19 protein-coding genes are annotated in these 19,075 nt (G+C 69.9%); 8 read left to right on the top strand and 11 right to left on the bottom strand.

From position 1 onward, the window contains the following. Position 1: 1 nt before the first annotated feature. Complete coding sequence (locus tag V1227_RS40360; RefSeq protein WP_090104923.1) at positions 2 to 466, bottom strand: GbsR/MarR family transcriptional regulator; 465 nt, start codon at positions 464 to 466, stop codon at positions 2 to 4. 141 nt (positions 467 to 607) lie between these two features. On the opposite strand from V1227_RS40360, the gene V1227_RS40355 reads away from it, so the two are divergent. Continuing rightward, complete coding sequence (locus V1227_RS40355) at positions 608 to 1,072, top strand: hypothetical protein (protein ID WP_329790311.1); 465 nt, start codon at positions 608 to 610, stop codon at positions 1,070 to 1,072. Between the two features lie 68 nt (positions 1,073 to 1,140). On the opposite strand, the gene V1227_RS40350 is transcribed toward V1227_RS40355, so the two are convergent. The 4 genes from V1227_RS40350 to V1227_RS40335 all read right to left on the bottom strand — a co-directional run bounded on the left by V1227_RS40350 (position 1,141) and on the right by V1227_RS40335 (position 5,334). Then, the gene (locus V1227_RS40350) at positions 1,141 to 1,659 is read right to left on the bottom strand and encodes an ATP-binding protein (protein WP_329790310.1); all 519 of its coding nucleotides are present in this window, start codon (positions 1,657 to 1,659) and stop codon (positions 1,141 to 1,143) included. Positions 1,660 to 1,738: 79 nt separating this feature from the next. Then, positions 1,739 to 2,287, bottom strand: coding sequence for a DUF742 domain-containing protein (locus V1227_RS40345; protein WP_329790309.1), 549 nt, complete (start codon positions 2,285 to 2,287; stop codon positions 1,739 to 1,741). A gap of 3 nt (positions 2,288 to 2,290) precedes the next feature. After that, complete coding sequence (locus V1227_RS40340) at positions 2,291 to 2,710, bottom strand: roadblock/LC7 domain-containing protein (protein ID WP_236221164.1); 420 nt, start codon at positions 2,708 to 2,710, stop codon at positions 2,291 to 2,293. After that, positions 2,707 to 5,334: a sensor histidine kinase gene (locus tag V1227_RS40335; protein WP_329790308.1), complete on the bottom strand. Its 2,628-nt coding sequence runs from the start codon at positions 5,332 to 5,334 to the stop codon at positions 2,707 to 2,709. Before V1227_RS40335 ends, V1227_RS40340 begins: the two co-directional genes overlap by 4 nt. A 333-nt stretch (positions 5,335 to 5,667) precedes the next feature. Between V1227_RS40335 and V1227_RS40330 the strand changes: the two genes are divergently transcribed. Both V1227_RS40330 and V1227_RS40325 read left to right on the top strand, forming a co-directional pair. Continuing rightward, complete coding sequence (locus tag V1227_RS40330) at positions 5,668 to 6,078, top strand: DUF485 domain-containing protein (protein WP_329790307.1); 411 nt, start codon at positions 5,668 to 5,670, stop codon at positions 6,076 to 6,078. Continuing rightward, positions 6,075 to 7,652 carry a solute symporter family protein gene (locus V1227_RS40325; RefSeq protein WP_329790306.1) on the top strand — a complete coding sequence of 526 codons (1,578 nt, stop codon included), beginning with the start codon at positions 6,075 to 6,077 and terminating at the stop codon, positions 7,650 to 7,652. Before V1227_RS40330 ends, V1227_RS40325 begins: the two co-directional genes overlap by 4 nt. A 589-nt stretch (positions 7,653 to 8,241) precedes the next feature. On the opposite strand, the gene V1227_RS40320 is transcribed toward V1227_RS40325, so the two are convergent. Beyond that, positions 8,242 to 9,090 carry an ATP-grasp domain-containing protein gene (locus V1227_RS40320; RefSeq protein WP_329790305.1) on the bottom strand — a complete coding sequence of 283 codons (849 nt, stop codon included), beginning with the start codon at positions 9,088 to 9,090 and terminating at the stop codon, positions 8,242 to 8,244. Then, on the bottom strand, positions 9,087 to 9,377 hold the full coding sequence (locus V1227_RS40315; protein WP_329790304.1) for a hypothetical protein: 291 nt from the start codon (positions 9,375 to 9,377) through the stop codon (positions 9,087 to 9,089). The genes V1227_RS40320 and V1227_RS40315 overlap by 4 nt, the downstream gene beginning before the upstream one ends. 36 nt (positions 9,378 to 9,413) lie before the next feature. Between V1227_RS40315 and V1227_RS40310 the strand changes: the two genes are divergently transcribed. Continuing rightward, the gene (locus V1227_RS40310) at positions 9,414 to 11,000 is read left to right on the top strand and encodes a DUF885 domain-containing protein (protein WP_329790303.1); all 1,587 of its coding nucleotides are present in this window, start codon (positions 9,414 to 9,416) and stop codon (positions 10,998 to 11,000) included. Here V1227_RS40310 and V1227_RS40305 read toward each other — a convergent pair. After that, on the bottom strand, positions 10,997 to 11,743 hold the full coding sequence (locus tag V1227_RS40305) for a glycoside hydrolase family protein (protein ID WP_329790302.1): 747 nt from the start codon (positions 11,741 to 11,743) through the stop codon (positions 10,997 to 10,999). The genes V1227_RS40310 and V1227_RS40305 overlap by 4 nt on opposite strands. A gap of 150 nt (positions 11,744 to 11,893) precedes the next feature. On the opposite strand from V1227_RS40305, the gene V1227_RS40300 reads away from it, so the two are divergent. Next, positions 11,894 to 12,835: a quinone oxidoreductase family protein gene (locus V1227_RS40300; RefSeq protein WP_329790301.1), complete on the top strand. Its 942-nt coding sequence runs from the start codon at positions 11,894 to 11,896 to the stop codon at positions 12,833 to 12,835. Between the two features lie 61 nt (positions 12,836 to 12,896). Here the strand turns inward: V1227_RS40300 and V1227_RS40295 are convergent, their stop codons facing one another. Continuing rightward, a complete protein-coding gene (locus V1227_RS40295; protein WP_329790300.1) occupies positions 12,897 to 13,424 on the bottom strand; it encodes an FKBP-type peptidyl-prolyl cis-trans isomerase in 528 nt (175 codons plus the stop codon). A 451-nt stretch (positions 13,425 to 13,875) separates the two neighbouring features. Between V1227_RS40295 and V1227_RS40290 the strand changes: the two genes are divergently transcribed. From V1227_RS40290 to V1227_RS40280, 3 genes are all read left to right on the top strand, one after another. After that, positions 13,876 to 14,814 carry a hypothetical protein gene (locus tag V1227_RS40290; RefSeq protein WP_442916570.1) on the top strand — a complete coding sequence of 313 codons (939 nt, stop codon included), beginning with the start codon at positions 13,876 to 13,878 and terminating at the stop codon, positions 14,812 to 14,814. A 6-nt stretch (positions 14,815 to 14,820) separates the two neighbouring features. Beyond that, positions 14,821 to 15,468: a hypothetical protein gene (locus tag V1227_RS40285; protein WP_329790299.1), complete on the top strand. Its 648-nt coding sequence runs from the start codon at positions 14,821 to 14,823 to the stop codon at positions 15,466 to 15,468. Positions 15,469 to 15,529: 61 nt separating this feature from the next. Next, the gene (locus V1227_RS40280; RefSeq protein WP_442916428.1) at positions 15,530 to 16,177 is read left to right on the top strand and encodes an HD family phosphohydrolase; all 648 of its coding nucleotides are present in this window, start codon (positions 15,530 to 15,532) and stop codon (positions 16,175 to 16,177) included. Here V1227_RS40280 and V1227_RS40275 read toward each other — a convergent pair. Together V1227_RS40275 and V1227_RS40270 are read right to left on the bottom strand one after the other, a co-directional pair. Then, entirely contained in the window at positions 16,170 to 18,080 is a 1,911-nt protein-coding gene (locus tag V1227_RS40275; RefSeq protein ID WP_329790297.1) for a hypothetical protein, read from the bottom strand. The genes V1227_RS40280 and V1227_RS40275 overlap by 8 nt on opposite strands. Before the next feature lie 22 nt (positions 18,081 to 18,102). Beyond that, positions 18,103 to 19,026, bottom strand: coding sequence for a heme o synthase (locus V1227_RS40270; protein ID WP_090104952.1), 924 nt, complete (start codon positions 19,024 to 19,026; stop codon positions 18,103 to 18,105). Positions 19,027 to 19,075: the final 49 nt, after the last annotated feature.

The following is a 19,075-nucleotide window of genomic DNA, read 5'->3' as shown; positions in this document are numbered from 1 at the left end:
GCTACTTCGGCGCTGCGGGCCTGCGCTCCCACAAAGCGGGAAGTTCCTCCGAGAGCCAGCCGTAGAGCCGGTCGACGGTCTTCAGCCGCTGCGCGCGCTCGGGGTCACCGCTGAGCAGCCGCATGCCGTCGTCGGTGAGCGTCTGGACGCTCGCGATGGCGTTGAGCTTGCGCTGGATGAACTCCGTCCAGGCCTTCTCGTTGATCCGGTACTCGGCCGCCTGCCGGCCGCGGCGGGTCCGCTTGGTCACCAGGCCGACGTTGACCAGGTACTTGAGGTTCGTGCTGATCGACCCGCTGCTGGCCTCCAGCTCCTGCGAGAGCTCGGCGGCGGTGCGCTCGACCGGCTGGCACACGAGCAGGTAGCCGAGGATGCGGCCGCCGATCAGCGGGATGCCCTCCTCCGCGAAGTGGGCGGCGAAGCGCTCGATCCAGGCGGAGAGGCGGGTTTCCCTGCCGACGCTCATCTCAGTGATTCCTTTCGGTCGACACTGAAATCATCGTAGCGATCTTGTCAACGGCTATGCGCAACTTGGCGGTTGCAGGGCAGGATCTCAACGTGCAACCATCGGTTGCACATCAGCTGACTTCGACCCGAGGACGTACCCGTGGACACGACCGCACTGCGCAGCGCGTACGAGGAGTTCTTCGAGATGGCGGCGCTGCCGGACCTCGGTGACGCCGCCGACGGCGGGTGGAACGCCGACCAGGTGCTGGCCCACGTCCTCAGCGTCGACGCCGCGACCACCGCTGTCGCACTCGGCGTCGTGTCGGGCGCGCGGCCCGCGTTCGACAACCGGATCTGCCTCGACGGCGGGAACCTCGACCGGATCATCGGCGCGCATCCCGGCAGGGCCGGTCTGATCGACGGCGTGCGCCGCCAGGCGGCCGTCCTCTGCGACGTCGCCGGCCGGCTCGACGGGGCGTCCGGCGCGGTGCTGGTGCCGACGCTGCTGATGTCCGGGGACGAGGTGCTGGTGGACCAGCCGGTGCCGCTCGCCGACCTCGTCCACGGCCTCGCCGCGAACCACGTTCCCGGGCACACCCGGCAGCTCGCCGATCTTCGCCGTTAGGCCTGGAAAAGCGAGAACCGGGAGGCGGATCGCCTCCCGGTTCCGGATGGCCCGCGAAGCCGGGCTGATCAGCACACGGGCGCGAGCGGGGTCGTCTCGTCAGGCCCCGCCCGGCGGCGCCACCGGTCCAGCTTGGCGTGTTCCGTCAGCGAGATCAGCGTCTCCCGCACGGACAGCCGCACGCGCGGATCGCAGTTCAGCACCGGCACGTCGGGAGAGATCCCCATGCCGCGGATGATGGCCTTCACGTCCGACCGGACGGACGCGTGCACGTTGTTCAGCGCCAGCACGTACGGGATGTTGTGGTCCTCGAAGTACCGCATCGCGTCGACGGAGTCGGCGGGGCGCATCACGTCGAACAGCACCACGGCACCGACGGCGCCGCGCACCACGTCCTTCCAGCCCGCGCGCGGGTCCTGCCACTGCGGGGCCACGAAGAGGTGCAGGGCGAGGCCCGGGTCGAGCCACACGCGTCCGAACTGGATGCGCACGAGCTCCGTGACGCCGCCCGCGCGTTCGGGTGGGAGTGCGCTCATCGTGAGGAGGTCGTTCTCCACGATGGACCTGATGAAGGTGCTCTTGCCCACGCCGAAACCGCCGGCTACGACGATCTTGGCCGAGGTCAGCTCCCGTCCGGGCGGCCCTGGGGGCCCGAATTCGGGAAATCTAGAGCCGACGTAGTCCACTCAGCACTCTCTCCATCAACCCGAGGTCCGGCGTGTCACCGCCCGCGGAAGCGGTCTGGTGCACGTCCACCAGACCTCGTTCCGCCATGTCGCCGAGCAACACCTTCACGACTCCCAGCGGGAGCCGCATCAGTGCCGCCACCTCCGCGAGGGACCGCGGGGAGTGGCAGAGCTCGACGACGCGTTGGTGCTCAGCCTGCAAGATACCTGCCGACTGCCGGCTCTGATCATTCGCGGAGACAAGTGTCTCGATCTCGAAGTTGACGTTCGACCGTGTGCGCCCGCCCGTCCAGGCGTATGCACGAACGATCGAGGCGTCCGAGGGCTCCGGGAACACCGGTTCGAAGGCGGGAACCTCCTCCTGCCGCACGACGGGAAGCTCGTCCCGTCCGGGCGTGGCGGACTCCGGCTCGTGCGTCCGCTTGCGACCCGAGTCCAGGGAGAACCCGTTCATCAGGTCGGCGAACGTCTGTTCGGCGGCCGTCTGGGCCCGCCGCCGTCGTCGGGGCGCGTCAGGGGAAGGACTCATGGATCACCTCACGCTGTGCAGCTGCGCTCGCAGTTCGGGGGTGAGGATCTGGCCCACCTGGTCGACGACCACGGTCATCTCGTAGGCCACCTGGCCGACATCGCTGTCGGGCGCGGCGAGAACCGCCAGACAAGACCCGTCTCGAATGGACATGAGGAGCATGATCCCGTAGTCCATCTCGATCACGGTGCGCAACACTCCGCCCCCGTCGAAACAGCGCGAGGCGCTCGCCGTGAGCGCCGCGACGCCCGAGGCGATGGCGGCGAGCTGGTCGGCGCGCTCCGGCGGGAGAGCCGACGACTTGGTGAGCAGCAGGCCGTCCACCGAGATGACGATCGCGTGGGCGACACCGGCCACGCGATCGGTGAAGTTCGTGATCAACCAGCCGAACTGGTCCACCTGGCGCGACTGAGGCGTGCTCATGCCTTCTCCCCGTTCCACTGGCCGTTCCCCTGGCCGTTTCCACTCCCGCCGCCGCCCAGCGGGGCCTGGCGCAGGCCCGTCTGGTAGCTCGCGAGAAACCCTCGTGCTCGTTCCGGATCGCGCTTCGGGCCCACGGCAGGGCGTGTGCCGTTCTCGGGACGTTCCGCGAGGTCGGGGAGCAGGTTCTTACGCGGCGCCCGTTTCGGCAAGCCGGCATCGGTCTCGCCGGCGTCCGCGACGGGGTCGCCCGCCTGTTCCCAGACGGTCCCGCCCGGCTTCTTGCCGAACCAGGATGCCACTACGGACGGTGACGAGGTTGGGGAGGGCCCGGATCGGGGCGCCGCCGGCGAACGGTCGCCGTTGACCGGTTCGTCCGAGGCACCGCCGCCCGCGAACCAGGACGACGTCTTCTCGCCCGGTGACTCGGCCGGCACCCCGTTGTGCGGGGTCTGCGCAGCGCGGGGTGCGGGCTTGGGGGCGCGCCGGGGTGCCGACTCGTCGATCGCGGCGCCGCGGAACGGCGCCCACTCGGCCGACTCGCGCGGGTGCTCGATGACCGGGGCGGGCGGTGCCAGGTTCGGGGTCTTCACCACGACGTGCGGCTGCTTGACGAGCGCCGGCTTCGGCTGCGGCAGCGCGGCGTGCCGCGGCTGGGACGGCGCCGGGGCCTCCTCGCGCGAGCGGACGAGCTCCGCCGGCACGAGCACGAACGCCCGCAGGCCCTCGCGGCCCTCCCCCGCCCCGCGCAGGCGCACGGTGATGCCGTGGCGGCCCGCGAGGCGTCCGACGACGAACAGACCCATCTGCCGTGAGACGGGCACGTCCTCCTCGTTGCCGGACGACAGCCGTTCGTTGGCCTCGGTCAGCTCGGCCGGGCCCATGCCGATGCCCTCGTCGGCGACCTCGACGAGCACGGCGCCCTGCTGGTCGAGCCGGGAGCCGATCACGACCTGCGTGGTGGGCGCGGAGAACGCGGTGGCGTTGTCCAGCAGCTCCGCGACGAGGCGCACGAGGTCGCTGGCCGCGTAACCGACGATCTCGACCGACGGCGTCGACTTCACGACGACGCGCTGGTAGTGCTCGATCTCGGACGCGGCGGCGCGCAGCACGTCGGCCAGCGGGACGGGCTGGTGGAACCGGCGGGCGACATCGCTGCCGGACAGCACCATCAGGTTCTCGTTGTTGCGGCGCATGCGCGTCGCGAGGTGGTCGAGCTTGAACAGGTTCGCGAGCTGCTCGGGGTTCTCCTCGTGGCGCTCGAGCTCCTCCATGAGCTTGAGCTGGCGCTCGACGAGGCCCTGCGAGCGGCGCGACAGGTTGACGAAGATGTTCTTCATGCCGGACCGCATCGTCGACTGCTCGACGGCGGAGCGGATGGCCTGCTCGTGCACCGCGTCGAACGCCCGGGCGAGCTGGCCGAACTCCTCGCTCGTGTGCACGGGCACCGGTTCGATCTCGGTGTCCGGTTTGCGGTCGGCGCGGATGGCGGCGACGACCTCGGGCAGGTGGTGGTGCGCCACGTCGAGCGCGGAGTGCCGCAGCTCGGACAGCGAGCGCAGCAGGTAGCGGCCGATGACGAAGCCGAGCGTGCCGGCGACCAGCAGCATCGCGAGCAGGATGACCGCGGCGGCGCCGGCCTTGTCGGACGTGTCGTCCTGCAGTGCCGCGGCGGAGTCCGCGAGCTCGTCCTGCATCTGCCGGACGACCTGCTCCATCAGCCGCGCGGTCGTGCCGGAGGACCTGTTCCAGTCCTCGACGGCGATGCCGAACGACGGCGCGGGCCTGGGCTGGCCGGGACGGGTGGCCGGGGGCGGCGTGCCGTCGGGCTGGGTGAGCGCGCGTTCGACGAGGGCGGAGCGGTTCGCCACGGCGGCACCGGTCACGGTCTGGTCGTAGGCGCGGCGCTGGTCGGTGGTGCCGATGGCCTGGAAGTCGCCCAGGCGGTCCTGCAGCCGGATGTCGGACTGCTCCAGCACGCGGACCTCGGGGCCGAGGAGCTTGCCCCGGCTGATCCCCGCCAGGACGACGGCGTGCTGCAGCGAGACCTGCTCCTGCGCGATGACGAGGTTGTGCAGCGCCGCGGCGGTGCCCGAGATGGCGTTGTCGTTGAACTGGCCGACGAGCGCCTGCTCGAAGTCCAGCAACGACTTCACGATCGCCGTGTAGCCCGTGGTGCCGCCGGACGGGTCGCCGCCGTCACCGCCCTGCGCGACCTTCTCGCGCAGGTTCTTCAGCGTGTCCAGCTGACCGCCGAGCTCGGTGAAGCGGCTGCGCGCGACGTCGCTGATGCCGTCCGTGCGGTCGACACGGCGGCGCAGCGTCTCGGCGGCGTTGTCCGTCGACCGGATCTGGTTCTGGTAGGCGCCGACGCCGGAGCCGCTCGTGGAGCTCTGCGCGGCGAGCGTGCGTTCCTGCTGGACGCTGGAGATCAACGGCGCGAGGTCCGCCCTCAGGCGAACCAGGCCCTGCATCTGCACGTAGTCGTTGGACCGGTCGACGTAGCCGGAGATCTGCAGGGCGCCCGCACCGACGGCGACGGCGACCGGCACCAGCAGCACGACGCCGAGCTTGACCGGCAGCCTCCAGTTGCGCCAGTCGCTGATCTTTCTCCACTCGACATTCACGAAATGGTCCCCAAGGCGCGCTCGAAGTGCCCCACTATCGGCTACCTCCTGGCCTGGTGAATCCTCGAGAGTCGATACCCCCGCAGCTCGATATCCAGATCAGCCGTATCGGGTGTGAGCGGATAGTAGGCCAGACAGCGTGACGCGACAATGACCTCAGTCGTGCACGATCGATCACCGACGGTGACGGCCTACCTTTTGGGGTGGTCCTGGGGGTTCAGGGGATTGACTCCCCGCCACGCGTGGTTACGCTTGCGCCTCCCACCCCCGGATCGGACGCGCCTTCCGCGCGGAGTCTCGCCGGGCACTCCCCGTAACGAATGCGAGCGGTTGATGACGAAGGCGCTGCCCTCCGTGTCACGCCCGGCCTCCCCCGGTTTCGCGACCTTTGAAGAACCCCGTCACGCATTGCTCATAGACGGTGACGGAGAGCCGGATTACAGTGCCATCCAAACGAGTGAGGATTTCCTCGCGCTGAAGCGGCGCATCACCCGTTTCATTCTCCCGGCGACGGTGCTGTTCCTGGCTTGGTACATCACGTTCGTATTGCTTTCTGCTTACGCCGTCGACTTCATGAGCACGCCGCTGTTCGGAACGGTGAACGTCGGCTTGACGATGGGATTTCTCCAGATCGTCACCACCGTCATCATCACAATGGCGTACGCGCGCTACTCCAAGCGGAAGCTCGACCCGCAGGTCGACGAGGTGCGCGCGCTCGCGGAAACCGACGAGGAGCTCGCGTGACCGGGGCGAACACCGCGATCAACCTGACCGTCTTCGGCGTCTTCGTCCTGCTGACGCTCTACGTCGTCTACCGGGTGTCGACGAGGAACGTCAGCGCGTCCGACTACTACGCGGCGGGCAGCAGCTTCACGGGAACGCAGAACGGCATCGCGCTCTCCGGCGACTTCCTCTCCGCCGCGTCGTTCCTCGGCATCTCCGGCGCGATCGCCGTGAACGGCTACGACGGCTTCATGTACTCGATCGGGTGGGTCGTCGCCTGGCTGATCGGCCTGATGCTCATCTCGGAACGGCTGCGCAACACCGGCCGCTTCACGATGGGCGACGTCATGGCGTTCCGCATGCGCCAGCGCCCCGTGCGCGCGGCGGCGGCGAACTCCACGCTGGTCATCTCGCTGTTCTACATGATCGCGCAGATGGCGGGCGCCGGCGGTCTCATGGCGTTGCTGCTGGACGTGCACAGCAAGATCGGCCAGGCCGTCATCATCGCGGTCGTGGGCATCGTCATGGTGCTGTACGTGCTGGTCGGCGGCATGAAGGGCACCACGTGGGTGCAGATCATCAAAGCCGTCCTGCTGCTGCTGTCGGTATCGCTGCTGACGATCTTCCTCATCGGCAAGTTCGGCTTCGACATCTCCTCGATGCTCGACCGCGCCACTCAACGCTCCCCCCTGGGCGAAGCCGTCCTCTCACCGGGCGTGAAGTACGGCGCCACGGGCCTGTCGAAAATCGACTTCATCTCTCTCGCACTGGCCCTCGTGCTCGGCACCGCAGCGTTGCCGCACGTGCTGATGCGCTTCTACACAGTCCCGAACGCCCGCGAAGCACGTAAGTCCGTCGTGTGGGCCACGTGGATGATGGCGATCTTCTACTCGTGCACCCTCGTCATCGGCTTCGGCGCGATGGCCCTCGTCGGCACCGACAAGATCACCAGCGCACCGGGCGGCGAGAACTCGGCCGCACCGCTGCTGGCGTTCCAGATCGGCGGCACCGTGCTGCTCGGCATCGTCTGCGCCGTGGCGTTCGCCACGATCCTCGCCGTCGTGGCCGGCCTGACCCTGACCGCCTCGGCGTCGTTCGCGCACGACGTCTACGCGAACGTCATCAAGCACGGCGAGGCCGACCCGCGCGACGAGGTCCGCGTGGCCCGCATCACCGCGGTCTGCGTAGGCGTGCTCGCGATCGCCGGCGGCATCGCGGCGAACGGCCAGAACATCGCCTTCCTGGTCGCCCTCGCGTTCGCCCTGGCCGCGTCCGCGAACCTGCCGACGCTGCTGTACTCCATGTTCTGGAAGCGGTTCAACACGCGCGGCACCCTGTGGAGCATCTACGGCGGCCTCACGTCGTGCGTGCTGCTCATCGTGTTCTCACCCGCGATCTCCGGTTCGAAGTCCTCGGTGTTCCCGGACGTGGACTTCGCCTTCTTCCCGCTGGCGAACCCCGGCATCGTGTCGATCCCGCTGTCGTTCCTGGCCGGGTTCCTCGGGACGGTGCTCGGCGGGGAGCGGGCGGACGCGGAGAAGCAGGCGGAGATGGAGGTGCGCGGGCTGACCGGGATCGGGTCGGGTCTGCGCTAGGTCCTGGTCCTGGTCCTGCTTCTGGCCTTGGTTCTGGTTCTGGCCTTTGCGGACGGCGCGGCGGTGCTCCAGGTCCGGCGTGCCGGTGCTCCAGGTCCGGTGCGGCGGTGGCTTCGTCGGCCGCCGGGGCGGACCTGGAGCAGGACAGCAAGATCTCGAGTTGTCCACAGGCTGCCGAGTCGTTGACCTGTGCCTTCGCTGGTCGCGGTAGGTTGTGGACAAGCAGGGAACCGAAATCGCGATCTGTTCGTTCCGCAAGGCAAGGAAGCGCGGGGGCGGTCGGGGTCACGGGCGAGCCACCGGGTCGGCAGCCGCTCACCGTGGCTCATCGCATCGGTACAGGCCCGGCTCGCATCGGTACAGGACCGGCGAGTCCCGCAGGCGTCGCGAGCCTGCGACTGTGCCGAGCCGCGCCCTACTAGCAGCCAGGCCCAACGCTCAGCCGCGCCAGGAGCCCGACGCCGAACTGAGTCCGACGCCCAGCGCGCCCGAAGCCCAGCTGAGCCGAGGCTCAGCTGGGCCCGAGGCCAGCCGCACTCTCAACCAGCCCACAACCGGGCGTCCCACAACCGGGGCGTCCCACACCGGACTAGCCCCGCGACGCCGCCGCCTGGATCACCTTGCTGAACCGCGACGCGGCTTCCTCGCTCGTGTGCTTGAACCCGAGCGACGGCTCGGTCAGCTCCAGTTCGAGCAGCATGGGCTCGCCGTCCGGCCCCTCGACGACGTCCACACGCGCGTACAGGAAGTCGCTGCGCCGCAACGAGAGCAGGTCCGCAGCCACGTCGAGCACCTGGTCACCGAGCTGCACCTGACGGCGCGACGGCTCGATGCTCCCGAGGCGTTCCTCGACGTAGAGCCCGGACTCCGCCTCGGCCAGACCTTGGGCCAGCATCGGTCCCTTGTGGAACGAGTGCGAGTACTCACCGGCGAAGAACACCAGCGCGGTCTCGCCGTTCGCGTCCACACTGGACTGGTAGGGCTGCACCAAAGCCTTGACGCCCAGAGCCTCGAGGTGTGCGGAAGCCTCGGCGTGGTCGGTGAACCGGCCGGCGCCGCGCGATCCCGCGCCCACGGCGGGCTTCACCACGAACTCCCCGGCCGGGAAGACGACGTCTTCGCCGGGCAGCACGACGGTGGTGGGCACCACGGCGACGCCGCGGTCGGCGAGGTCGACCATGTACGACTTGTCGGTGTTCCACCGCACCACCGGCAGCGGGTTCGCCAGTCCGCGCACCCCGGCGCACCACGTCAGGAACTCGTCGAGCCGGTCCGGGTAGTCCCAGGTCGTGCGCAGCACCACGAGGTCGGCCGAGACCGGTCCGCCCCACGGCTGCCACACGACCTCCACGCCGTCGCGCTCCAGCGCGGCGACCAGTGCTTCCTCGTCGCCGTCGCCGGAGGGCAGCCGGTCGCACGAGGCGAGCACGACCTTCATGACTGCATCTTGGCCATCTTGCGGCGGTGGGCAGGGCCGATCTTCGTGGCGGCGGTGGTCTCGCGGTCCCACTCGGCAGCCTCGACGTCGGCGGCGGCTTCGACTGCGGCCGTGGCGGACTCGACGTCCTTCGTCATGACGTCGCCCATGGCGCCGTCCGCGCCGACCAGCACGATGCGCGCGCCGGCGCGGCCGATCGGTTCGACGACGGCCTTGACGGCGGTGCCGGGCTTGCCGTGGGCCTTCACGAAGTCGGCGATGCGCTTCTGCGTGGTTTGATCAGACACCCCCACACTGTAAAACCAGCGAGTAGCTTCGGCCGGGTGACCACCGACACGCTGGCGTCCTTCCTCTCGTGGTACTTCGACCACCACCCCGCCCACGCGGCCGCGGCCGGTTCGCTCGAGCACTACTCGACGTTCGGGGACTTCTCCGCCTCCGCGTTCGAGCAGCGCGCCCGGGAGAAGGAGGCGTGGCTGGCGCGGCTCGAGCCGTTGCCGGCGTCGGTGGACCGGGATCTCGCGCTGTCGGTGCTGCGCGGGTCCTCGGCGGCGGAGACGTGGCCGGGGTGGCGGCGTGATCCGCACGAGTACTCCGGGATCGTGTTCTTCGGGCTGCTGGGGCCGTTCCTGCACGGATTGCTGCCCGAGGCCGAGCTGGTCGGGTCGGCGGTGGCGAAGCTGCGGGAGGTGCCGTCGGTCCTCGCCGCCGCGGAGGCGAACCTCGACCCGTCGCTCGCGTCGGAGCTGGTCGTGCGCAGGACGCTCGGGCAGGTGCGGACGGGGCGGTCGTTCCTGCTGGAGTCGTTGCCGCTGCAGGTGTCCTCACCCGAGCTGCGCGCGGCGCTGGTCGAGGCGGCGGGGCCCGCGGCCGAGGCGTTCGACCGGCACGCGGCGTTCCTGGAGGACCTGGCCCCGCGCGCGAGCGGTGACTGGCGGATGGGCGAGAAGCTCTACTCGGCCCTGTTGCAGGACAAGGAGTTGCTCGGGTACGGGGCGCCGGAGCTGCACCAGCGCGGGCAGGACGCGTACGCGTCGCTGGAGGCGGAGCTGGAGGAGCTGGCGGGTGCGGAGGACTGGCGGGCGGTGATGAGCTCGTTGCAGGACGACCACCCGCCGACGCTGGAGGCGATGCGCGCCGAGTACGAGGCGGAGACGGCACGGGCGCGGGCGGCGTTGGTGGAGCACTCGCTGGTCACGATGCCCGAGGGCGAGGACTGCCGGGTGGTGCCGTCGCCGCCGTTCCAGCGGGCGGTCATGTCGGTGGCGAGCTACCTCGGGCCGCCGCCGCTGACGTCACGGCGGGTCGGGTACTTCTTCGTGCCGTTCACGCCCGACGGCGCCACGGACGAGCAGGTCGCGCACCGGCTGCGCACCAACGCCCGGTCGCAGCTGCCGACGATCTCGGTGCACGAGGCCTACCCCGGCCACCACTGGCACTCGGCGTGGCTGGCGGCGCAGGGGCCCGCGCACCCGGTGCGCAAGGTGTTCCGGACGTCGTACTTCTCCGAGGGCTGGGCGCTGTACTCGGAGAAGCTGCTGCGGTCGGTCGGGTACTACACGACGCGAGGCGCTCTCATGGGCCACGTCGAGGCGCGGCTGTTCCGGGCGGCGCGGATGATCGTCGACACGGCGCTGCACTGCGGCGACATGACTCCCGCCGAGGCCGAGTCGTTCATGGTGGCGCGCACGGCGCTGACCCCGGGCACGGCCGCCGGCGAGGTCAAGCGGTACTGCGCGTGGCCGACGCAGGCGCCGTCGTACCTGACGGGGGCGTTGGAGATCGACTCGATCCGCGAGGAGTTCCTGGTCGCGGGGCTGGGGTCGTTGCGCGACTTCCACGACCGGATCGCCGGGTCCGGCGCGCTGCCGCTCGGGCTCGCGCGCCGGGTGGCGCTGGGCGAGGACTAGGCGCGCTGGTAGGCGCGGCCCGCCGCGGTGAGGGCCGTGCCGGTGGAGAGGCCGGTCGGGCTGGTCTTGGTGGAGAGCGTGAACCACGCGTACCGCTCCACGAACGGCAGCCCGTCGAGCATCCTGGTCGACGCGGTGATGAAGGCGGTCTGCTGTTGTTCGGTCGGGTAGACCGCCCGGCCGGAACGCCAGTCGATCAGCGCGTACTCGGTGAGCCAGATCGGTTTGCCGTAACGGGCGTGCACGTTGCGCAGGTAGGACTCCAGGTGTCCGGTGGCCGCGCTGGAGAAGTCCTGGCCGTACCAGTGGAGCGGGATGAAGTCGACGCGCAGGTTGCGCGCCTTCGCGCCGGCCATGAACCGGTCGAGCCAGCCGCCGGCGACGTCACCGCCGAACGCGACGGCGGGTGCGCCGAGCCTCAGGCCGGCGCTCTGCAGGCGGGGCCACAGGTCGAGGGCGTGTTCGACGGTCATGTCGGCCTGGCCCGCCATGTCGGGCTCGTTGAACCCGAGCAGCTGCCGGCCGTTGGCCTTGGCGTTGCCGAGCTCGGTGTCGGTGACGCTGGCGGCGCCCCAGATCATGGGGACGAACTCGGCGCCGCTCTGGATGCCTCGACGGTCGGAGGCCCAGTTGTAGTACCAGCGGGCGTCCAGGGCGGCCATCGCGGCGCCGGCCGGGCCGGGGTCGTCGGCCGCGTTGACGCCCTTCTTGGCGGACGCGGCGTGGGATGGAAGCGCTCCCATGAGAAGCAGGCATGCGATCAGCAGCAGGGTTGTTTTTCGCATGCACCGGTCTTACCACCTGCGGGCCTCGTTTTGCCCGTGCGGGCCGGGAGCGGGAACATCGGGTCGGTGACCGGGGTTGTCCCAGGTTGAGCCGATCCAGGAGGACAGATGCCCAAGGCAGTGGTGGTGCGGGAGACCGGTGGTCCCGAGGTGCTGGAGCACGCGGAGGTGCAGGCCCGCACTCCCGGCGACGGCGAGCTGCTGGTCCGCACGGCCGCGGCCGGCGTGAACTACATCGACACCTACCAGCGCAGCGGCGTCTACCAGATCCCGCTGCCCACCACGCTCGGCCTGGAGGGCGCGGGCGAGGTCGTCGTGTCGAACTCCCCCGACTTCGCCGCCGGCGACAAGGTCGCGTGGATGAGCGTGCTGGGCAGCTACGCGTCCGAGGTCGTGGTGCCGGCGTCCGCGGCGGTCCGGGTGCCCGCGGAGCTCGACGTGGAACTGGCCGCGGCCTCGTTGCTGCAGGGCGTCACCGCGCACTACCTCGTGCACTCGACGTACGCCGTGAAGGAGGGCGACCGGGTGCTGGTGCACGCGGCCGCCGGTGGCGTCGGTCTGCTGCTGACGCAGTGGGCGAAGTCGAAGGGCGCGGTCGTCGTGGCGACGGTGTCGACCGACGAGAAGGAGGCGCTCGCCAGGGAGGCGGGCGCGGACCAGGTGCTGCGGTACGGCGACTTCGCCTCGCAGATCGAGAAGGTCGACGTCGTGTACGACGGCGTCGGGCGCGACACGTTCGACCAGTCGCTGGCGTCGCTGAAGCCGCGCGGCCTGCTGGCGCTGTTCGGGGCGTCGTCCGGGGCGGTGCCGCCGGTGGACCCGCAGCGGCTGAACGCGGCCGGGTCCGTGTTCCTCACGCGTCCCTCGACCGGCGCGTACCTGCTCGACCGGGCCGAGTTCGAGTGGCGGGCCGCCGATCTGTTCGGCGCGATCGCGTCGGGTGAGCTGAACGTCCGGGTCGGCGGGCGCTACGCGCTGGAGGAGGCGGCTCAGGCGCACACCGACCTGCAGTCGCGCAAGACGACCGGGAAGCTGCTGCTCCTGCCGTGACGGTGACGGTGACGGCGAACGACCCCCGGACCCGCTGGGCTCCGGGGGTCGTCGTCGCTCGTCAGGCGGAGGGGGTGACCTTCACGCCGTCGATCACGAAGACCAGCGTCTCGTTCGGCTTGATGCCCTGGCCGCCCTTGCCGTAGCCCTTGGCCGGCGGGACGATCAGCAGGCGGCGGCCCTTCTCCTTGAGGCCGACGATGCCCTCGTTCCAGCCGTCGATGACCGGCGCCTGGCCGACGTTCTCCACGTCGAACGGCGCGCCGCGCTCGAAGGAGCTGTCCAGCACCTTCTTGTCGCTGAACGTCGTCAGCTGGTAGTTGACGGTGGCCGTCGTGCCCGTCTTCACCTCTTCGCCGGTGCCCTGCACCAGGTCCTTGACGATGAGCTCGTCGGTGGGCTTGCACGCGGGGATCTCGACCTTGGGCGCCGACCCGAAGTCGCCGGAGACCTTGAAGTCGTCGGCCTTGCAGGGGTTCGTCGGGGTCGCGGAGGAGCCACCCGCGGAGGGCTGGGCGGAGCTGCCGCACCCGGCCAGACCGGTGGCCGCCGCGAGCGCCAGGGACGCGATGAGCAGGACGTTGCGCATGGTGCGTGAGCGTATTCGGAGCGGTGTTAGCCGGGCGTAGCAGGCCGGGCGAGCGCGCCGGGGCGGTGGCCCGCGGGCTCGGCTCGGTGGACCAACGGCGGACAACGCCGACCGGGCGAAAACGCACGGCTTGGGTGCTTTCGGGTGGGTGGGTCACCCTCATCCGACACGATGAGGGCAATCGGCGACTTTGCGTTACCGAAGTGCACGTATGCGGGCCACCCACCGGCTTCATACGCGCTTATTGCGACCGTGGATGTCGCACGAATAGCAGCTTCCTTATCTTTTGACCGGCGCGTACAGTAACTCCTCGCACTTGATCGGACACCGCCCGCATTCGTCCGTTCGGGTAGCGGCCGATCTGGTGACGCAGGAGGTGGAACTCGTGTCCGCGGAGGCCGGAGGCATCCGCAGCAACCTGCTCCAGGAGTTGTTCTGGACTCGGACCGGGTTGCTCCTCCTCGTACTCGTCGTGACGTCCGGTGCGTCGCTGGCCATTTCCAGTCACATGGATTCCGGCACAGCGAGAAACCTGCTGACAGCACTGGGCACCGGCACTCTCATTTCGGCTGTCGTGAGCTTCACGCAAACGTTGATCACGTCGAAAGCGGCGCAGAAAGCGCTTCTCGCTCCCGTGGTCGAGGAGAGCCGCAAGGCGCTCAAGGAGCTGAGCGAGGAGTACCGGGCACTGGACCGGGAGTTCTTCCCCAGCCACGTGTTCGAGCCGACTGCCACGCCGGACCCGGTGTTCAACCAGCTGATGATGCAGGACCTGGAGCGGACCCGGCTGTACTGCTTCCGCGGGTTCGCCGGGCGGTACGCGGCGGGAAGAGTGCTGCTCAGCCAGTCGGAGTGCGAGCTCAGGGCCGTGCTGGCCGACCCGCGCGACGACAACGCCCTGAGCGGGCGGGCGCGGTACCTGTTGCGCAACGAGGGCGCGGACGGCGATTACGAGGAGATCCAGAAGCGGCTCAAGGAACAGATCCGAATAGGACTCGTCGGGTTGTTCGCGGCACGCAGCCGGTGCAGCCGGATCGACGTCACCATCGTGTCGGATCCGCCTCTGGACCGCCTCGAGCTGTTCGACGACTCGGCGTGGCTCACGCTCTACAGCAACACCGCGGGAGTGCTGAGGCCGTATCCGCGCACGTTGCGGTTCACCGAGAGTTCGTTCCTTTACGCGATGGAACGCGCGGAGTTCCTGCGCATCAGCAATTCCAGGGCCGGCTACCACTTCGCCATCACACCGGGAACGTCGCGCACCGACTTCGTGGCGTTGTTCGAGAAGATCACCGGCGAGACTCTCACCCAAGACGGTTTCGCGGAGCTGGAGGACAAGTTCCACGCATTCCGCCGCGAATTCTCCACATCCGCTCAGTTGAGGAGCTGATCGATCTTGCCAGCCGAGTTCACCGGGTTGTCCGCGCTCGAGGAGCTCGCCGCTCGGGTGAAGAACACCGAATCACCGGTCGTCGACCACTGGGCCGACGTCGGCACGTGGTTCCGCGACTGGGCGGCCCGGCCGGAGCTGCGCAAGGAGCTCCGCGCGCACATCGACGGGCTCACACCCCAGCAGGCGACCTGGGTGATCGCGCACTCCCGCGAGACGACGACGCACTTCGCCTGGTGCCTGCGCGACGAGGTGGAGGAGCCGTTCACGTTCTGGCTGCACGAGTACAAGCCGCTCGCGGACTGGCGGGCCGGGTACGCCGACTCCGTCCACAACCACCGCTACCACTTCTGCACCACCATCCTGAGCGGCGCCTACCTGCATGAACGCTTTGACGCGCGGCTCGGCGTCGGCGGCCGCTCGATCGTCGGCACCGAGCTCACGAACCGCACCCAGTGCACCGAGGGCACCACGGGCACGTTGCTCGCGCACGAGTTCCACCGCATCCCACGGGCGGCGGACGGGACGATGACGTTCCTCGTGAAGTCGCGTGCCGTTACGCCGTGGAGCCTCAGCTACGACCCGGACACCGGCATCAGCCACCGCCACGTGCCCGTCGAGGACCGGCTGGAGGATCTGACGAACCGACTCTGAAGCCCCACCGGGGCCGCCGCGGCGCGCCTACCATCAGCCCACCTGGTCGGGAGGGCTGATGATGCGTACGCGCACAAGGATTCCGAGGTCTGTCATAGCGGACGTGGAGCAGCGTGTGAGGCGGCTGTGCGAGGACCTGGCCGCCAAGCTGCAGTTCCACGGGTGGCACCACGTGAGCTTCGTCCGCGACAAGTCCGTGCACTTCGCGGAGCGCAACGGCGCCGCGGTGGACGTCGTCGAGGTCGCGGCACTGGTGCACGACCTGAACTACATGGTCCGGCGCAACTCGCTGCCCACGGACGGCGCGGCGCTGCGCAGGAAGGTCCTGTTCGTCGCCGGTGTCCCGCTGGGCGACATCGAGTGGATCGAGCGGATCGTCGTCGAGGCCGAGATGCGCACCCGCTCCCGCGACATCTCGCTGGAGGCGCAGGCGCTGTCCGACGCGGACACGCTGTTCAAGGCTCTGCCCGTCACGCCGGTCGTCCTAGCGCACAAGTACTTGCAGGAGAACGGCATCACGCTGCGCGAGCTCGCGCACAAGATCGTGGGCGAGCAGGTGGGCAAGGCCGACGAGGGCTACTACTTCTACGACGCGGAGGCCGCCGCGACCTACACGAAGTGGGCCGAGGCGAACCTGTCGCTGTGGCGGTGCATCGTCGAGTCGCTCGACGACCCGTGCGTGGAGGACCTGCTGACCAGCGTCACCTGAGGCGCAGGTCGGCACCCGCGTGCAGGGTCCAGGCGAGGCCGAGGACGTTGCCCCGGCCGAGCATCTCCCAGCGGGTGCGCCGCACCGCCTCGCCCGCGGGCATGCCCCCGGCGAGCCTCGCCAGCAGCATGCCGCTCACCCAGCCGGCCATGCCCTGGTCGACGACCACCTCCGGGCAGACCACACCGGCGGCACCGGCCTGGTTCACGAACGCGTCGACCAGGTGCGCCGCCGGTGACGTCGTCACGACCAGCGGCCGGTGGGGCCAGCCGTCGATCTCGATCGCCTCCAAGGCGTTCTCGTCGTAGACGAGGTGCATGACGTCCGCACGCTCGTCGGTCAGCGCGCGCGGCAGGTCCGCGGGGCTGACGTAGGCGGACGAGATGGCCTCCGGCGGCAGGAACGACATCAGCTCGGCCACGTGCCGCTGGGTGAGCGCCCGGTCGAGGCCGGGATCGGCGGCCAGCGCCACCTGAACCTGGCGACCGGTCGGCGAGACCTGCCACGCCAGCGGGCCCGCTGGCTGTTCGAGGACGCTCGACAGGCCCCAGAAGCCGAAGGGGCACAACACGTTCCCTCTGTGGTCCGGTTCCGGGCAGCCGGGCGGCACCTCTCCCCCGGCGCCGAACGGGCCGAACCGCGACACCGAAGCGCACAGCCGGTACGGGCCTTCGGCGAACGGCAGGTCGTAGACGTGCGCCCACGGCACGCGCGTCGCGCCCGCGATCGTGATCACCCCTCCGCGCCGGACCGCCGCGCCACCGGGGAACAGCCGGGCGTGCAGCGCGGCACCCCGCACCGCGAACGCGGCCAGGTCCTCGCAGAACGCCGGGAAACCCTTGCCGTACCAGGGATCCAGCCCGGCCACGACCGGCAGGCCGGCGACCGGGCCCACGCTGATCCCGTGCGGCGCGCTGCCGGTCGTCACCAGTGCCCGTTCGCCGAGCACCAGGACCGACGCCGTCCGGGACGACAGGGGCGCGAGGTCCGCGAACGTCCGGGAGAGCCGGAACCGCAGCCGGGCCTGCGACTCGCCTCCGCCGACCGGCAGCACCACCTGCTGGACGTGGACGGGCACGGCGCCGCGGTAGATGACCAGCTCACCGCTCCACGGCACGGAGGCGTACGGCGTCGTCACCGGGAAGCTGACCCACGGGCTCGCGCCGTCCGCCGGCAGCACGAACGTCTCGGTCTGCACCTCGCGGCCGTTCATGCCGAGCACGGCTCGCAGTTCGAGGTCGCCGGGCAGGGTGGCGCCGGCTCCGACGCGGGTCCACACCTCGTAGTCGGTACCGGGCCGCAGCGCTCCGGCGATGCCCTCGGTGGCTCCTGGGAGCGCTACCACGACCGGCACGGACCGGTCGGCGACCACGGGCGGTGCGGGGAGGGCGGTGTAGGTCATCATCCCGCGCCGTTCCCGCTCGCGGAACTGCCAGAGGACGTCCTCGACGCGGCCCTCGCCGGAGCCGTGCGGCACGGCGAGGACGACGTGCGGTGCGCTCCAGCCCATCAGCACCGAGGTGGCGTCCACACCGGGCACCCACGTGTGCACGGCGGTGAACAGCACGACCGGGCGGCCGAGTCCGCGCAGGGCGGCCACGACGGGGGCCGAGTCCCACGAGCGCGTGTCGTGCAGCGCCACCAGGTCGCCCGGCACGTCCGGGATCGGCGGCAGCGACGAGGCCGAGGCGAAGTGGCGGAGGTCCAGGACGGCGAACCGCAGCGGGCGCACGCGGGTGGCGACCGTCGTGGAGGTGGCGGCGCGGACCGGCAGGCCCGCGCTGACCTGGGCCCAGCCGGCCGGATCGGTGATGACGACCAGCGAGGCCGACGGGGTCAGGGCCGCGACGAAGTCCAGTGGTGAACCCTCACCACCGGTGACGGTGAACTCAACGGGCGCCACAGCCGTACGCCTGGAAGTGCAGCTAGAACGGCCAGCCCAGCACCGGCAACCCGACCACGGCGTCCACGGCGAGACCGCAGAACACGAGCATCAGGTAGAGGTTCGACATGTGGAAGAACTTCATCGTGTTCGTGGAGCCGCCGCGGCGCACGACGTTGTGCAGCTTGTGCGCGAAGACGGCGAACCACACGCCGGACAGCGCCGCGACCGCCACGTAGATCCACGAGGTGACGGGGGCGAGGGCCAGGGTGCACAGGACGGTGATCCAGCTGTAGATCACGATCTGCCGCGTCACCTGCTGAGCTGTGGCCACCACGGGCAGCATCGGCACGCCTGCTCGGGCGTAGTCCTCCTTGAACTTCATCGCGAGGGCCCAGGTGTGCGGCGGCGTCCAGAAGAAGATGACGCCGAACATGACCAGCGCGGGCCACTCGACGGTGCCCGTCACCGCGCTCCAGCCGATGATCACCGGCATGCAGCCCGCCATGCCGCCCCAGATGATGTTCTGCGAGGTGCGGCGCTTGAGGACCAGCGTGTAGACGAAGATGTAGAAGAGGATCGTCGCGACCGCGAAGGCGGCGGACATCAGGTTGACGAAGATCCACAGGAACGCGAACGAGAAGACGCCGAGCACGATGCCGAATATCAGGGCGTTGCGCGGCGGGATGGCGTTGTGCGCGAGCGGGCGGGCCGCCGTCCGCTTCATGACCGAGTCGATGTCGGCGTCGACGAAGCAGTTGAGGGCGTTGGCGGATCCCGCGGCGAGCGTGCCGCCGGTGAGGGTGCAGGCGATCAGCCACAGCGGCGGCAGGCCGTGCTGGGCCAGGAGCATCGCGGGGATCGTGGTGATCAGCAGGAGTTCGATGACCCGCGGCTTGGTGAGTGCCACGTAGGCGCCAACTACCTGACGAGGCGACCGCTGCGGGGCCTCGAGGACGGCACTCATCGCGTGATCGCTCCTCGTGATGCATGTGGTGGGAAATCCAGCGACTGAT

The sequence above is a fragment of the Lentzea sp. DG1S-22 genome, from assembly GCF_036321065.1.
GTDB classification, from domain to species: domain Bacteria; phylum Actinomycetota; class Actinomycetes; order Mycobacteriales; family Pseudonocardiaceae; genus Lentzea; species Lentzea jiangxiensis.
This window is presented reverse-complemented; position numbering and strand designations above follow the sequence as displayed.